Source organism: Phytopseudomonas daroniae, assembly GCF_004327285.1.
Taxonomy (GTDB): domain Bacteria; phylum Pseudomonadota; class Gammaproteobacteria; order Pseudomonadales; family Pseudomonadaceae; genus Aquipseudomonas; species Aquipseudomonas daroniae.
Window position 1 is genome coordinate 245,545 of sequence record NZ_QJUI01000006.1, and the last position, 15,872, is coordinate 261,416.

The following is a 15,872-nucleotide window of genomic DNA, read 5'->3' on the forward strand; positions in this document are numbered from 1 at the left end:
CCAGCAGCCGAAGCGGCCAGGGCACCTGCAGGGTTATGGCAGGTCACGCAGAATGGATAGCAGGTTGCATGCCAACGCCTGGATAAACGCTAGAGCGCAGGAGTGGCGAGGCTTTCAGGCAGGCGGACAGAAGATAAGCAGCATGAAATAAAGGAATGCCGCGAACCAAAATGAAGCATATCGCCCCTCAAATCACCGTTTCGGGGCATACCGCAATTCCCAACACGGCAGCATGTGGCTCTGATCGATCAGGCATAGAATCCGTTCATGCTCGCCAGCCAAAGCCAAGCGTTGACCGTGAGATGCGACAAAGCGCAAGCGGACGGTCGGTGACCCGCGTTGAACCATGGATCACGGCCTTCGGCCCCGGATTACGCCTGCGGCTAATCCAGGCTACATTCGTGCCAGGGATCCCGTAGGTTGGATTAGCGAAGCGTAATCCGACATTTGGCCTTAGCGCTCCCAAGGCGGCGGCGGTTCCTGATCCTTGGGTTCGTCCTCGGCGTTGAGCGCTGCCTGACGACGCGCTTCATCGGCCAGGGCAGCCTTGATCTCGCGCATCACCGCATCGACGTCGGCATCTTCCTCGGGGTCGTCGAACTCGCCGGTCAGCACGCTATCGGGTGTCAGCTTGCCGTCCTCGTACAGCGCCCACATTTCCTTGGCGTACTTGCTGAACCTGAGCTCCGGCGCGAACTGGCCGAAATAGGCGGCCATGTTGCCGACGTCACGTTCGAGCATCTTGAACGCGTGGTTGTTGCCCGCCGCGTCCACCGCCTGGGGCAGATCGATGATCACCGGGCCTTCGGGGCCGAGCAGCACGTTGAATTCCGACAGGTCACCATGCACCAGGCCGGCGCAGAGCATCTTGACGATCTCGTCGATCATGAAAGCATGGAATTCGCGGGCGTCCTCGGGGTGCAGGTCGACGTCGTTGAGCCGCGGCGCCACACCACCCTCGCCGTCGGTGACCAGCTCCATGAGCAGCACACCTTCGAGAAAGTCGTAGGGTTTGGGCACCCGAACCCCGGCATTGGCCAGGCGAAACAGGGCCGCCACCTCGGCATTCTGCCAGGCGTCTTCCTGGCCTTTGCGACCATATTTGGAGCCTTTGGCCATGGCCCGTGCGTCACGGCTGTTGCGTACCTTGCGACCTTCCTGATACTCGGCGGCCTGGCGGAAACCACGCTTGTTGGCCTCCTTGTAGACCTTGGCGCAGCGCAACTCGTTACCGCAACGCACGACATAGACCGCTGCTTCCTTGCCGCTCATCAAAGGGCGAATCACCTCGTCCACCAGGCCGTCCTCGACCAAGGGCTCAATGCGTTTTGGCGTCTTCATCAGCTTTTATCGTTGTTCCTCAGTGGCCTATGCGGCCCTTTTATACGGCAATCCTGAGGCAGCGCCCAGTCTCTGCCGTAATTCACCGCGTTCGTCGCTTCAAAAGCGCGATTCGGATTGGCTATGGCTCGATCAGAGCCGACAATCTTTCCATCGTCTAAACGCGAACCACCCCATCCCAGGAGTTGACCATGCTCGATCAGACAGGTTGCTGGCAGGCCGTGTGCGACCGCGACGCCACGCAGGATGGTCACTTCGTCTTCGCCGTGCGTTCGACCGGCATCTATTGCCGCCCCAGTTGCCCGGCCCGCCGGCCGCGCCGCGAGAACGTCAGTTTCCACGCGGATAGCGCGGCAGCCGAAGCGGCGGGTTATCGCCCCTGCAAACGCTGCACACCCCAAGGCCCCAGCCCGGCCGAACAGCTCGATACACTGGTCACCGCCGCCTGTCGCCTGCTCGACGAAACCGACAAACCGCCGACCCTGGATCGGCTTGCCGCACGCATCGGTCTGTCGCCCTCGCATCTGGCAAGGGCATTCAAGGCGCGCACCGGGATGACGCCAAAGGCCTGGGTCAGCGCCCGTCAGCGTGAGCGCCTGGAACAGACACTCCCCCAGGCAGATTCGGTGCTCGATGCAGCGCTGGCCAGCGGCTATTCCGGCACACGAGCGCTCTACGAACAAACCGACGGATTGAGTCCGGCCAGAAGACGTCAGGGCGCTGCGGGAGAAATGCTGCGCATCGCCGTTGCCCCCTGCGCGCTCGGCTACCTGCTGCTGGCGAGCAGCGACAACGGCCTGTGCGCCTTGCTGTTCGGCGAGTCCGAAGCGGCGGTGGAAACGGAGCTGCGCCAGCGCTTCCCGGCAGCGACGTTGCAACGCAATGACGCGGTGCTGCAGGATTGGTTGCATGAGGTGCTGACGCAGATCGAGGAGCCGACTCGCGCAGCCAACCTGCCGCTGGATCTACGTGGCACGGCGTTTCAGCAACGAGTATGGCAGGCCCTGCGAACCATCCCCATGGGGCAGACGCGCACTTACGGACAACTGGCCGCCACTCTCGGCAGCCACCCACGAGCCATCGCCCGAGCCTGCGCCAGCAATCCCCTGGGCCTGCTGGTGCCCTGTCATCGCGTCACCGCAGCCGACGGCAGCCTGGGCGGCTACCGTTGGGGGGTGGCGCGCAAGGCGGCATTGCTCAAGGCCGAAGCCGGGACGACCAGTCTCGAAGATTGATCCTGTACCTAGGGGCCATTGGTGGAACGATGAAGCGGGTTCCACCCTACGAGTCACCGTTCCAGAATCGCGGTAACGCCCTGGCCGCCAGCGGCGCAGATGGAGATCAACCCGCGACCCTCGCCCGCAACGGATAGCAGCTTGGCCAGGTTGGCGACGATCCGCCCGCCGGTGGCGGCGAACGGATGGCCGGCGGCCAGGGAGCTGCCCTTGACGTTGAGCCGTGCGCGGTCGAGGGTGCCCAGCGGCTGCTCCAGCCCCAGCCGCGTGCGGCAATAGTCGGCGTCTTCCCAGGCCCTGAGAGTACAGAGCACTTGGGCAGCGAAGGCTTCATGAATTTCGTAATAGTCGAAGTCCTGCAGGGTCAGGCCGTTACGCGCCAAGAGCCGGGGCACGGCATACACCGGCGCCATCAGCAGACCCTCGTTGCCTTTGACGAAGTCCACCGCCGCCGCCTCGCCATCGCGCCAGTAGGCCAGAATCGGCAAGCCGCGGGCCTTGGCCCACTCTTCGCTGGCGAGCAGCACCAGGGACGCACCATCGGTCAGCGGCGTCGAGTTGGCGGCGGTCAGGGTGCCGCGCTGACCGCGCTCGAACACCGGCTTGAGGGTGGCCAGCTTGGCCAGGTCGATATCGGGACGCAGGTTCTCGTCGCGAGTCAGGCCGAGAAACGGAGTGAGCAGATCGTCCTGCCAGCCTTCGGCATAGGCGGCAGCGAGTTTGCGATGGCTCTCCACCGCCAACTGATCCTGTTCGTCACGGGGGATGGCCCAGTGCTGCGCCATCAGCTCGCAATGCTGGCCCATGGACAAACCGGTGCGCGGCTCACCATTGCGTGGCAGCGACGGCGCCAGGTGCCGCGGACGTATCTGCAACAGCGCCTTGATCTTGTCGCCGGTACGCTTGCTGCGATTGGCTTGTAACAGGATCTTGCGCAACCCCTCATTGACGCCAATCGGTGCATCCGAGGTGGTGTCCACGCCACCGGCGATGCCGCTTTCTATCTGCCCCAGGGCGATCTTGTTGGCCACCAGCAACGCGGCCTCCAGCCCAGTACCGCAAGCTTGCTGCAGGTCGTAGGCCGGCGTCTGGGGCGACAGGCGCGAGCCGAGCACACATTCTCGGGTCAGGTTGAAATCCCGCGAGTGCTTGAGCACGGCGCCCGCGACCACCTCGCCGAGGCGCTCGCCATGCAGGTTGTAGCGCTCGATCAGGCCTTCCAGGGCGCTGGTGAGCATGGCCTGATTGCTCGCTGTGGCATACACGCTATTGGAGCGAGCGAAGGGAATGCGGTTGCCGCCAACGATGGCGACCCGGCGCGGCAGGCTCATATACGGCTCCTTACGGGTAGTATGGCTCGGTACTTTAACGCGGTTGATCGCCGCATTGGCTGCTCAACCGGCTGCTGGCGTCACCCTGTCGATGCATGAAACGAGCGATGGCGTACAGTGGTCAATACCTTTGAGTTTCAGCCCTGGAGTCTGTTCCATGTCCGATCGCTACCTCAACTTCGCCAATACGCCAACCGGACGCCGCCTGGTCGGCGCGCTCGGCCTGCCCGCACCGCTGCCCCTGGAACGCTGGGTGGCGGGCCGCAACCGGCCCCTGGAAGGCGCATTGCTGATCGGCGGTGACGGCGAGCTGGGCGCAACAGTGGCGAGCTTCGCCACCCGTCTGACCGACGAACATTTCTCCGCCCGCGATGACCAGCTCGGCCTGCCACGCTGGACAGCCGAGCACGGCCCCAAGCTCAAGGGCCTGGTGTTCGATGCCAGCAGCCTGAGCCGCTTCGAGGAGCTGGACGCCCTGCGTCAGTTCTTCCAGCCAGCCTTCAAAGGCCTCGACCGCTGCCCGCACGTCGTCGTGCTCGGCCGCGCACCGCAGACCCTCGACGATCCCCAGACTGCCAGCGTGCAGCGGGCCCTGGAAGGTTTCACCCGCTCGCTGGCCAAGGAGATCCGCCGGGGCGGCACCGTGCAGTTGCTGTATGTCGATCAGGGCGCCGAAAACCAGCTCGAAGGCGCGCTGCGTTTTCTGCTTTCGCCTAAAAGTGCCTATGTGTCGGCCCAGGTGCTGCGCCTGCAGCCCTGCGCCCAACTGGTCGGCGACTGGACGCGCCCGCTGGCCGGCAAAACGGCCCTTGTGACTGGCGCCAGCCGTGGCATCGGTGCAGCCATCGCGGAAACCCTGGCCCGGGACGGCGCCGAAGTACTGTTACTGGATGTGCCACAAGCCAAGGACGCGCTCGATGCTCTCGCCTCACGACTTGGCGGGCGTAGTCTGGCCCTGGATATCTGCGCCGAGGACGCGCCCGGCAAACTGGTCGAGGCGTTGCCCGAGGGTGTGGATATCGTCGTGCACAACGCCGGCATCACCCGCGACAAGACCCTGGCAAAGATGAGTGAAGGACTCTGGGAGTCGGTGATCGACGTCAACCTGCGCGCGCCACAGCAGCTCACCGAGGCCCTGCTACAGGCTGGTACCTTGCGTGACAACGGCCGCGTGGTGCTGATCGCTTCGCTCAGTGGCATCGCTGGCAACGTCGGGCAGACCAACTACGCGACCAGCAAGGCCGGACTGATCGGCCTCGCCCAGAGCTGGGCGCCGAAGCTGGCCGAGCGCGGCATCAGCATCAACGCCGTGGCGCCCGGCTTTATCGAAACCCAGATGACAGCCGCCATGCCCTTCACCATTCGCGAAGCCGGTCGGCGCATGAACGCCATGAATCAGGGCGGCCTGCCCCAGGATGTCGCCGAGACCGTGGCCTGGTTCGCCCAGCCGGGCTCAGGCGCAGTCAGCGGCCAGGTATTGCGAGTATGCGGGCAGAGCCTGCTGGGCGCTTGAGCACAAGCCGCCGCGATCGCTTTCCAGCGGGCGATCGCGGCGGCGAAACTCCCCTGGCGTTTCGTCGCCCCTGCGCCGCCGGGGCGCGGCCGATCACTTGCGCAGCGGGCACCAATGCGCGCTGGCTAATGTCCTAAATCTCGACGAGAGTACGCTGAACCTCATTTTGCACCGGAGCGCACGATGGCAACCGAATGGCTCGATCTGCACACCCCACCGTCCCTGCCCGGCTTGCTCCTGCGCGCCGCGCTGCGTCGCGGCATCACCGGCAAAGTGCTGCCGCACCAAGGGCTGCGCTGCTCGGTCACTGTCGACACCAATCATCTGGCTCGCTACCGCAAGCTGTGCGGTTTCACGGACGACGCCCGGCTGCCGGCCACCTATCCCCATGTGCTGGCCTTCGCCCTGCAGATGAAGCTGCTGACCGAGCCCGACTTTCCTTTCCCGCTTCTCGGCCTGGTGCACTTGGAAAACCGTATCCGGGTGATTCGCCAGCTCGCCGGGCTCGGCCCCTTCACCCTGAGCGTGGAGGCCAGCAACCTGGTGCCCCACGACAAGGGCGCGGTATTCAGCGTCATCACCCGTCTCGAAGACCAGCTCGGCCCGCTCTGGGAAGGTGACAGCCGCCTACTCTGCCGGGGCATGAAGCTGGACGGCCCGACGATTGGCCGCAGCGAACCCGACCGACCGCCGATGGACGATCTGGCCCAATGGCAAGCGCCAGCGAATATCGGCCGACGCTATGCGCGAATCTCCGGCGACTACAACCCTATCCACCTTTGCGCGCTGAGCGCCAAACCCTTTGGCTTTCCCCGTGCCATTGCCCATGGTCTGTGGAACAAGGCGCGCGCGCTGGCGGCGTTGCAGGCGCACCTGCCCGCGTCGGGCTACAGCGTCGAAGTGCGTTTTCAGAAACCGGTGCTGCTACCGGCCCATATTCGCATGCGCGCCAGCATGCCGGCGGCCCAGGGCCAGTTCGAGCTGCTCGGCAAAGAGGATGTGCCGCATATGGCCGGCCACTGGCAGGTCATATAACCCGCATGAAACAATGTGCGGCTACCGCCTACGGGAAACCGCATGAACATCGCCGAACTCACCGCTCGTCTGCACGCCATTCGTGATCGCAACGACTGGCGCCAATTCCACAGCCCGAAGAACCTGGCCATGGCCGCCAGCGTGGAGATGGCCGAGCTGGTGGAGATTTTCCAGTGGCTCAGCGAGGATCAGTCGCGCACGCTGCCGGCCGACAAGCTCGAACACGCCGGACAGGAAGTCGGTGACGTGGTGCTTTACCTGCTCCTGCTGTGCAGCGAGCTGGGCCTGGACATGGAACAGGTGGTGCGCGCCAAGCTGGCCGACAGCGAACGGCGCTTCAATTGATGAACGACCGTCACTTCGATGAACTGGCGACCCGCTTCGCCGAGAAGATCTACGGCGGTGCCAAGGGTGCGATCCGCCTCGCCGTGTTGCAAGCCGATCTCACCGAAGCGCTGCCCGAACGCCCGCTGCGCGTGCTCGACGTCGGCGCCGGGCTTGGCCATATGGCCCTGTGGCTGGCCGAACGTGGCCACCAGGTAACCCTGGCCGAACCGGCCGAACCCATGCTGGCCGGCGCCCGCGAGCGCTTCGCCGCAGCTGGTGTTGCGGCAACCTTCATCCACGCGCCGTGGCAGGAACTGCCGGAGCGTTTCGACGCGCCATTCGATCTGGTCATCTGCCATGCCGTGCTCGAATGGCTGGCCGAGCCGGCCGCCATCCTCCCTGCCCTGCATGGTCTGACGGCGCCAGATGGCTGGCTGTCGCTGGCGTTCTACAATAAGGACGCGCTGATCTATCGCAACCTGCTCAAAGGCCACCTGCGCAAGTTGCGCAAGGAAGCATTCGCAGGCGAAAAGCACAGCCTGACACCCCAACGCCCCCTCGATCCGCGCGAACTGGCAGCGCAACTTGCCGCCCACTGGCAGGTCGAACGGGAAAGCGGTGTGCGGGTGTTCCATGATTACATGCCACGGGAATTCCAGGCCAAGGCGGAACTCGCCGACCTGCTGGAAATGGAATTGGCACACCGCCGTCACCCGGCCTTCGCCGGGCTCGGGCGCTACCTGCACTGGATCTGTCGGCCACGCTGAACGCCTGCTCTGACAGGAGAACCGTCATGAAACGCATCACGCTGTTGCTGCTCGCTACCGCCCTGGCTGCCTGCCAGAGCCAGAACCCGTACACCACGGACTCGGTGCCGCTACCACCGGCGCCGCCAGGGGCGGCCAACCACTTCGATCGCAGCGCCTACCCCGCAGCACCACGCGACTATGCGGCCTATCGCAGCTGGGCCTGGCAGCAACAGCCGGCCGGTAGCGCCTGGGCCAGCGCGGATCTGGTGCAGGACGCTCTCAACAATGCCCTCGACCAGCGAGGCCTGCGCCCAGCTCAGGGCAATGCTGCGGCCGACCTCAAGGTTCGCACCGACACCCGCCTGGAGCGCCGCGTGCGCCAGGTCGCCGACAGTTACGACCCCTACTACGGGGGCGGCTATGGCAGCTACGGCAACCGGGGCTATTACGGCAATGGTGTCGGCGTGGGCGCTCGCGTTCCACTGACCCGCTCCTATGAGGAAGAGGTCGTGGTGGTGCGTATCGACTTCTTCGATGGCCGCAGCGGTGAACAGGTATGGAGTGGCCAGGCGGAAATGCGCAGCAGCGGCAGCCAGGCCGAACGCGCCGAGGCTCTGCGCAAAGCGGTAAGCGACGCACTCGGCGAATACCCGCCTGCATGACCCCACAACTCGATGGATTCAGGAGAACTCTTATGCGCCGCCTGCCTTTGTTACTGATTCCCGCCCTGTTGCTGCTCGGCGCCTGCCAGAGCCAGCAGATCAACCGCGACTTCGATGCCAGCCGCGACTTCGCCGGCTACCGCAGCTGGAGCTGGCAGGAGCCCGCGGTGCAATACAGACCCGATGACCCGCGCATCCGCAGCGACCTCACCGAACAGCGCCTGCGTGGCGCGGTGAGCGGGCAGCTCGACCAACGCGGCCTGCGCCCGGCGGCAGCCGGCGCCTCGGGCGACCTGCACGTGCAGGTGTGGTTGATCGTCGAGCAGCGCCAGCAGCAGGTCAGCACCGGCTTCGGGGGCGGCTTCGGCGGCTACTGGGGGAATTACTGGGGCGGCCCGGCTTACAACGACATCCGCACCGTCGACTACAAGGTCGCGACCGTGCAGGTCGACTTGTTCGATGGCAAGGACGGCAAGCTGGTCTGGCGCGGCAGTGACGAAAGAATCATGCGCAATAAAGGGGGCGACCCCACCCAGCGCGAGGCAGAAATCCGTGAAACCGTAGCGCGGGTGCTTGGCCAGTATCCGCCGCGTTAGGGCGAGCCGAGATAATCCCCTTGGCGGCGCGGTGATGGTGGAAGAAAACAGCGTCTTCCACCCTACGCAAGCCCGCGATAAATGGCATGCGAGGCTCCCACCGGCGATTGGTAGGAGCCGGCTTGCCGGCGATCATCAGGAGCGGCGCCGTTGCGCGGGATGACGCGGTCGTTCAGCCGCGGCCGAAGCGATAGAACAGGTTGGGTTCGCTGACGATGTAGAGGTTGCCTTCATCGTCGAAGGTCATGCCTTCGCCCTGGGGCACCGATTTGCCGAGGCCGGCGAAGTTGCTGTCCAGGGTACGGAAACCGATCAGCTTGCCGCTGTCGCCATCCAGTTCCATGATCCGCTTCGACTCGTCGCTGAGCAGCGCAAGATGGCCGGTTCGCTCGTCGAAATGAACCGATGACAGATCCGAGGCGAATACCGAATCACGAATCCAGTCGTCATGATCGATGATTTCCAGGCCGAAATTGCCGTTCACGCTGCTTTTGAAGCCGCGGATTTCGTAGAGTTTCATCGGCGAGTGCTCCTTGACCACGAACAGCCGATCCCGCGCCCGATCGTAACCCACACCTTCGAAGCCCTGGTTGCCATCGAGCTGGATGCCCAGGGTCAGGGCGCGGTAGTCCTCACGAAACAACGCTCCGGAACCCTCTGGCACCGGCACTACCACCAATGCGTGATCGCGCTCCTCAGCGAGCAGCAGTAGGCCGTCTCCCAGGTAGGTCACGCCCTCGACATCGCTGAAACCGCTCAGCGGATAACGCGCCAGCACTTCGCCGTCCTTGCTCATGGCCAGCAGTTCTTCGGGGTTGTTGAGCACCGCCCAAAGCTGGTCGCGCTGCTCGTCGTAGCTCAGGCCCGAGAGGTTGTCGCTGACGCCGCTGACCACCTTGGCGTCCAGCTGCACCTTGTAGTCGCGGTTCAACAGGCTGTCCGGTGCCCATTCCGAGATCGCGGGCGTGGTCAGCCAGTAATAAAGGCGGTCGTCCAGGTGCAGGGCGCGCATCTGGTAACCGGCAACGAGCAGGCTCAGCAACAGCAGCCACGCCCACGGGCGCAGGACGGGCAGATGGGAAAGGGCCCGCTTGGCGGCAGTTATCATGGCGATTCTCGTGTTCACAAAGGCGAGCAGTGTACCCGGGGGAATGTTGCAATCCGTCGGCACGACAGAGCGCCTTTGAGAACGTGCCTCCGGGCAAAGTTCCTCAACGCCGGGCATTCAGCCGCAATGGCCCCGCGCAGTGATGATGCCGTCTTACGGTTTACCCGCCCTGCGAGAGCGTGCAGACTGCCCGCGCCGGAAACACACTCACGGAGAGGATTCCAACATACCGTTGTCTTAGGGTCTGTCGACCCTGGACTGTAACGCCTCAGCCTCCCGCCGCATCCGCCCTTGAGCTTGCTCATGATCGGCCTGGAACCGAAGGAGAACATCTTGGCACCCCGCGAAACCATCACCTCATTGAGCAGCGCAATCGCCAACTGCGCCAAAGAACCCATCCATATTCCCGGCAGCATCCAGCCTCAGGGATTCTTGATGGTGTTCGACGAGCAGGCGCTCACGGTGCTGCAGGTGAGTGAGAACGTAGCCGAGTGGCTGGGGCTCGACCCTGACCGCCTGCTGGGCCAGCACCTGGGTCAGATTCTCGAAGACAGCGCCTTGCTGAGCGAACGTCTGGCACAGCTTTCCCACGATGAGACCACGCCGTTCCACATCGGCGATGTGCGTTTCCGCGAAGGCGACCGCCGCCAACTGATCGCCATGATGGTGCACCGCCACGACGGCGTGCTGATCGCCGAATTCGAACCGACCAGCAACGTGGTCGCCGCCTACAACAACCTCTATCCGGTGGTGCGCACCTTTATCGGCCACCTGCAGGATGCCGACGACATCGATGAGCTGTGTCGCCTGTCGGTGGACGAAGTCAAACGCATCACCGGCTTCGGCCGGGTCAAGATCTACAGCTTCGATGCCGAGGGCAACGGCCTGGTGCTCGCCGAACGCCTTGACCCGGATTATCCCAGCTACCTGGGCCTGAGCTTTCCCGCTGCGGACATCCCGCCCCAGGCACGTGCCCTGTACGTCGCCAATCGCATCCGCGTGATCGAGGACGCCAACTACCAACCCTCACCCCTGCGCCCGACGCTCAACCCGCTGACCGGCAAACCGCTGGATCTCAGCTACGCAGCACTGCGCAGCGTGTCGCCGGTGCATCTGCAGTACATGCGCAACATGCAGACCATCGCTTCGATGTCGATCTCCATCGTGGTCAAAGGGCAACTCTGGGGGCTGATTTCCTGCCACCATGCGCAAGCGCGCTCGGTGGGTTTCCAGACTCGCACCGCCTGCGAACTGCTCGGCCACATGCTGTCGCTGCAGATCGAGGCGAAGATCGCCCAGGCCCGCACCCAGCGGCTGCTGCAGTTGCGCCAACACATCGTGCAGATGCTCTCGGCCATGGCCGACCGCGACAGCGTCAGCGAAGGCTTGCTATCGCTGCCGGAGACCTTTCTGAGTTTCACCCAGGCCAGTGGTGCGGCGATCATTTCCGCATCCCGCTGCGACCTCCTAGGGCAGACACCGCCGCGTGACCAGGTCAACGCTCTGGTGCAATGGCTAGGCGCACGAAGCGGCGAAGTCCTGTTCCAGACGGACAACGTCAGCCGCGATATCCCGGAACTGCCAGAGCTCGCCAAGCATGTCGGCGGTGTGCTGTCCGTGGCCATTTCCGAGCTGCACTCCCACTATCTGATCTGGTTCAAAGCGGAGCAGACGCGCATCGTCCACTGGGCCGGCAAGCCGGAGAAATCCATCAACGCCAGCGGCGGGCTCAACCCGCGCAACAGCTTCGAGCGCTGGCAGGAAGATATCCGCGGCTTCTCCACGCCCTGGCACGCGCAGGAGCCGGAAAGCGCCCTGGAGTTGCGCAACGCGGTGCTCGGCATCGTGCTGCGCAAGGCCGAGGAACTGGCCCAGCTGGCCAGCGATCTGAAGAAATCCAACAAGGAACTGGAAGCGTTCTCCTACAGCGTGTCCCACGACCTGCGCGCGCCACTGCGGCATATCGCCGGCTACGCCGAGCTGCTCGGTGATTTCGAAGGCGCCAATCTGTCAGAGCGCGGCGTGCGCTTTCTCGAGCATATCGGCGAGTCGGCACGCTTCGCTGGCACCCTGGTGGACAACCTGCTGAGCTTCTCGCAGATGGGCCGCTCAGCATTGCGTTTCTCCGACGTCAACCTGCAGGCCCTGGTCGACTCGATTCGCGAAGAAATGCAGCCGGACTACCAAGGGCGCAACCTGGAGTGGCACGTGCAGCCGCTGCCAACGGTGATCGCCGATACCGTGTTTCTCCACCTGGCGCTGCGCAACCTGCTAGCCAACGCCATCAAGTACAGCCGTGGGCGCGACCCGGCGGTCATCGTCATCGGCGCCCAGGAAACCGCTGACGAGGTCGTGGTATTCGTTCGCGACAACGGCGTCGGCTTCAACATGGAGTACATCGACAAACTGTTCGGCGTCTTCCAGCGCCTGCACCGCATGGAAGAATTCGAAGGCACCGGCATAGGCCTGGCCAGCGTACGGCGTATAATCGAGCGCCACGATGGCCGGGTCTGGGCAGAGGGCAAAGTCGATCAGGGAGCCACCTTTTATTTTGCGTTACCCAAACGCCACCACCCCGTTCTTTCATGACGAGACGAGGACTTGAATGCTCAAACCGATTTTGTTGGTCGAAGACAATCCCCACGATCTGGAACTGACGCTGATCGCTCTGGAGCGTAGTCAACTGGCCAATGACGTGATCGTCATGCGTGATGGTGCAGAGGCGCTGGATTACCTGTTTCGCCGGGGCAGCCATGCCAATCGCCTGCCTGGCAACCCGGCGATCATGATGCTCGACCTCAAGCTACCCAAGGTGGACGGCCTGGAAGTGCTGAAGATCGTCCGCGAGTCACCCGAACTGCGCAGCATCCCTACCGTAATGCTCACGTCTTCGCGTGAAGGCCCCGATTTGCAGCGGGCCTACGAATTGAACGTGAACGCTTACGTGGTCAAGCCGGTCGAATTCAAGTCTTTTGTCTCGGCCATTTCCGATCTTGGGGTGTTCTGGGCGGTGCTCAACGAGCCGCCACCTGGTTCATTGCGCCTGCACCGACGCAGCTCAGAGACCGAGTCGGAATCCGACAGCGACTGACGACCAACACGGTTTCGCTTGAAGCGCGGGCCTACTCCAGACAGTAACCGACGACCCTTTCCATGCCGCTCGAGCCACTCAAACTACTGTTCATCGAAGACAGCCCACGTGATGCGGAACTGGCCCTGCTCGCGCTGGAACGCCATGGACTGTTGGTCGACAGTACCTTGGTCTATGACCACCAGGCAGCCGAACTCGCACTGCAGAAAGACCGTTTCGATCTGATTCTCTCCGACTACCTGCTACCGGGCTCTTCCGGCGCCCAGGCACTGGAAGTGGCACGTCGCCGGGCACCGCAAACCCCCTTCATCTTCCTGTCCGGCATGTTCGGTGAAGAACATGCGGTGGAGATGATGCGCCTGGGCGCCGTCGATTACGTGCTCAAGCAGAACCTGCCATTCCTGCCCAAGGCCATCGACCGCGCCATGGCCGAGGTCAACGAGCGCCATGAACGGCGTCGTGTCGAGGACACACTGCAGGCGGTCGAGGCACGCGCCCGCCTGGCTATCGGCGCCGCACGCATGGGCATGTGGGATTACGTGCCGGCAACCGGCACCATGATCTGGGACGAACGCTGCAGGGCGCTCTACGAACTGGAGCCCGGTGCAGACGTCAACATGGAAATGTTCTACGGACGCTGTCATCCGGACGACCTCCCGCACCTGCGCCAGCGCATCAACGAAGCCCTGGCGTCGGACACCGGCAACGAATTCCAGGCGGAATTCCGTCTGCCGTTGAGCAATGGCAGCGAACGCTGGATTTCCGCCCGCGGCCAGGCCTTCTTCGAAAAAGGCCAGTGTTCGCGGTTTCTCGGCGTGCTGCACGACATCACCGAGCAGAAGCAGGCCAACGAAGCCTTGCTGCGCCTCAACGATATGCTGGGTGAGCGCGTCGAGAAGCGTACTCGCGAGCGTGACCGCAACTGGGAACTGTCCCGCGATTTGCTCGCCGTTCTGCGTTTCGACATGCGCCCCAGCGCGCTCAACCCGGCCTGGGAACAGACCCTCGGCTGGTCACGCCAGCAACTGACCCAGGGGCCGCTCTGGGAACTGGTGCATGCCGACGACCTGACCGACACCCTGGCGCAGATCGAACGGGTCACCTCGGCGAACGTTTCGGTGCGCTTCGTCAACCGCATGCGCCACGCCGACGGCGACTACCACTGGCTGTCGTGGATTCTGGTGCGCGACGACGACCTGCTCTACGCCGCGGTGCGCGACATCACCCACGAGCGTGCCGTGGTCGAAGAACTGGCGGCCACCAACCAGCAACTACGCGAGCAGATCAACGAGCGCGAGCGGGTCGAGGCGACCTTGCAGCAGATGCAACGTCTGGAAGCGGTCGGCCAACTCACCGCGGGCGTGGCCCACGATTTCAACAACCTGCTGACGGTGGTGCTGACCAGTACCAGCTTCCTGATCCGCGACCTGGAAAAGGGTAACCTGGACAAGGCGCGCAGCCGCCTGCAGAACATCACCGACGCCGGCGAGCGCGGCGCCAAGCTCACCGGCCAGTTGCTGGCCTTCTCGCGGCGTCAGCGCCTGGTACCGGAAGCGGTCAACCTCGGCGAAACCGTCCACGGCATGCTCGAGTTGCTGAAGAGCACCCTGGGCGGCAGCGTGCTGATCGAAACCGCCACAGAATCCGACCTGTGGCACGCGCGGGTCGACCCGACGCAGATCGAACTGATCATCCTCAACCTGGCGATCAACGCCCGCGATGCCATGGCGGTGGGCGGCACGCTGCGCCTGGGCACCAGCAACGAGGTGATCAGCAAGGTGCCACAGCGCCCGGAAGACCCGGAGCCCGGCGATTACGTGGTGCTGTCGGTGCAGGATTCCGGCAGCGGCATGAGCGAAGCGGTGCTGGCCAAGGCCTTCGAGCCCTTCTTCACCACCAAGGAGATCGGCAAGGGTTCGGGTCTCGGCCTGGCTCAGGTGTTCGGTTTCGCCAAGCAGTCCGGTGGCGGTGCGCGCATCCTGACGGAAATGGGCGTCGGCACCACGGTCAAGGTGTACCTGCCGGGGCTGCGCAGCGTCGTCCAGGCGAGCGACGAAATATCCAACCAGCCGCTACCCGTTGCCGAGCATGGCGCGCAGCGCACCATACTGTTGGTCGATGATGACCCGCGGGTACGCGAAGTCACCGCGCAGACGCTGGACGCCCTGGGTTACCAGGTGCGTGAAGCCAACAGCGGCGCCGAAGCGCTGAGCAAGCTCGACGACGAAATCGACCTGCTGCTGGCCGACTTCGCGATGCCCGGCATGAACGGCGCCGAACTGGCCCAGGTCGCTCGCCAGCGCTACCCGGAGTTGCCCGTGGTATTCGTTACCGGCTATGCCGAACTGGGCGGCCTGGACGCCGACGAAGTCTTTATCGTGCAGAAGCCCTATCGCAGCGAAGAGCTGGCGGAAAAGCTGCAGTACGCCTTCGCCGGTAGCAAAGCCACCTGAATCCAGGCACCGCGGCCGGCTCCATCGGCCACGGCGGATCAGCAGCCCATGCAAGCGCCTAGCCGTTACGGTTACCCCTGCCGATAATTGCCCACGACCTAGATCATGCCGGCGCAGTGTTCGGCACCTGGATATGGATCATCCCAACGACAGTAGCCTTTGCCTGACCCGCAGTGATGTCCAGCGGTTACGCCGACGGCGCGCCATACGCAAACACGGGGAACTCCATTCCCTCCTGACAGCCCAATAGGGTCTGTTGACGTTTCAGCGCAAGCCGCGTTGCCGCGAGACAGACCCTAGGGCTTGTTGAGATACAGCTTTCCCTACCCCGCCTTCCTGTGGTGAAATTTTGGGTATGACTAGACTTGTACTCACCGACGCCCAATGGGCGAAGATGGAGCCACATTGCCTGGGCAAGCCAAGCGATCCAG

Annotated in this window: 13 protein-coding genes; 10 read left to right on the forward strand and 3 right to left on the reverse strand. The window is 63.9% G+C overall.

Annotation, left to right across the window (positions count from 1 at the left end):
- Nucleotides 1-453 precede the first annotated feature (453 nt).
- Nucleotides 454-1,341 (reverse strand): PA4780 family RIO1-like protein kinase, encoded by an 888-nt coding sequence (locus DNK06_RS09005; RefSeq protein ID WP_131179684.1) that lies wholly within the window; start codon nt 1,339-1,341, stop codon nt 454-456.
- A gap of 191 nt (nt 1,342-1,532) precedes the next feature.
- Here DNK06_RS09005 and ada point away from each other — a divergent pair, with 191 nt between their 5' ends.
- Nucleotides 1,533-2,576 (forward strand): bifunctional DNA-binding transcriptional regulator/O6-methylguanine-DNA methyltransferase Ada, encoded by a 1,044-nt coding sequence (ada, locus tag DNK06_RS09010; protein ID WP_131179685.1) that lies wholly within the window; start codon nt 1,533-1,535, stop codon nt 2,574-2,576.
- Nucleotides 2,577-2,629: 53 nt separating this feature from the next.
- Here the strand turns inward: ada and DNK06_RS09015 are convergent, their stop codons facing one another.
- Nucleotides 2,630-3,907 (reverse strand): acetyl-CoA C-acetyltransferase, encoded by a 1,278-nt coding sequence (locus DNK06_RS09015; RefSeq protein ID WP_131179686.1) that lies wholly within the window; start codon nt 3,905-3,907, stop codon nt 2,630-2,632.
- A gap of 157 nt (nt 3,908-4,064) precedes the next feature.
- Here DNK06_RS09015 and DNK06_RS09020 point away from each other — a divergent pair, with 157 nt between their 5' ends.
- The 6 genes from DNK06_RS09020 to DNK06_RS09045 all read left to right on the forward strand — a co-directional run bounded on the left by DNK06_RS09020 (nt 4,065) and on the right by DNK06_RS09045 (nt 8,789).
- Nucleotides 4,065-5,420 (forward strand): 3-oxoacyl-ACP reductase, encoded by a 1,356-nt coding sequence (locus DNK06_RS09020; protein ID WP_131179687.1) that lies wholly within the window; start codon nt 4,065-4,067, stop codon nt 5,418-5,420.
- A 183-nt stretch (nt 5,421-5,603) separates the two neighbouring features.
- Complete coding sequence (locus DNK06_RS09025; RefSeq protein WP_131179688.1) at nt 5,604-6,455, forward strand: MaoC family dehydratase; 852 nt, start codon at nt 5,604-5,606, stop codon at nt 6,453-6,455.
- Between the two features lie 42 nt (nt 6,456-6,497).
- Nucleotides 6,498-6,800, forward strand: a complete 303-nt coding sequence (locus DNK06_RS09030) for a MazG-like family protein (RefSeq protein WP_131179689.1) — start codon at nt 6,498-6,500, stop codon at nt 6,798-6,800.
- On the forward strand, nt 6,800-7,549 hold the full coding sequence (locus DNK06_RS09035; RefSeq protein WP_131179690.1) for a methyltransferase domain-containing protein: 750 nt from the start codon (nt 6,800-6,802) through the stop codon (nt 7,547-7,549). Before DNK06_RS09030 ends, DNK06_RS09035 begins: the two co-directional genes overlap by 1 nt.
- A 26-nt stretch (nt 7,550-7,575) precedes the next feature.
- Nucleotides 7,576-8,193, forward strand: a complete 618-nt coding sequence (locus tag DNK06_RS09040) for a DUF4136 domain-containing protein (RefSeq protein ID WP_131179691.1) — start codon at nt 7,576-7,578, stop codon at nt 8,191-8,193.
- Nucleotides 8,194-8,225: 32 nt separating this feature from the next.
- On the forward strand, nt 8,226-8,789 hold the full coding sequence (locus tag DNK06_RS09045) for a DUF4136 domain-containing protein (RefSeq protein WP_131179692.1): 564 nt from the start codon (nt 8,226-8,228) through the stop codon (nt 8,787-8,789).
- Between the two features lie 172 nt (nt 8,790-8,961).
- Here the strand turns inward: DNK06_RS09045 and DNK06_RS09050 are convergent, their stop codons facing one another.
- Nucleotides 8,962-9,897, reverse strand: a complete 936-nt coding sequence (locus tag DNK06_RS09050) for an SdiA-regulated domain-containing protein (protein WP_131179693.1) — start codon at nt 9,895-9,897, stop codon at nt 8,962-8,964.
- Between the two features lie 333 nt (nt 9,898-10,230).
- On the opposite strand from DNK06_RS09050, the gene DNK06_RS09055 reads away from it, so the two are divergent.
- The 3 genes from DNK06_RS09055 to DNK06_RS09065 all read left to right on the forward strand — a co-directional run bounded on the left by DNK06_RS09055 (nt 10,231) and on the right by DNK06_RS09065 (nt 15,441).
- Nucleotides 10,231-12,486: an ATP-binding protein gene (locus DNK06_RS09055; RefSeq protein ID WP_242674706.1), complete on the forward strand. Its 2,256-nt coding sequence runs from the start codon at nt 10,231-10,233 to the stop codon at nt 12,484-12,486.
- A 16-nt stretch (nt 12,487-12,502) separates the two neighbouring features.
- The gene (locus tag DNK06_RS09060; protein ID WP_131179695.1) at nt 12,503-12,988 is read left to right on the forward strand and encodes a response regulator; all 486 of its coding nucleotides are present in this window, start codon (nt 12,503-12,505) and stop codon (nt 12,986-12,988) included.
- Nucleotides 12,989-13,050: 62 nt separating this feature from the next.
- The gene (locus tag DNK06_RS09065) at nt 13,051-15,441 is read left to right on the forward strand and encodes a hybrid sensor histidine kinase/response regulator (RefSeq protein WP_131179696.1); all 2,391 of its coding nucleotides are present in this window, start codon (nt 13,051-13,053) and stop codon (nt 15,439-15,441) included.
- The last annotated feature ends 431 nt before the right edge of the window (nt 15,442-15,872 follow it).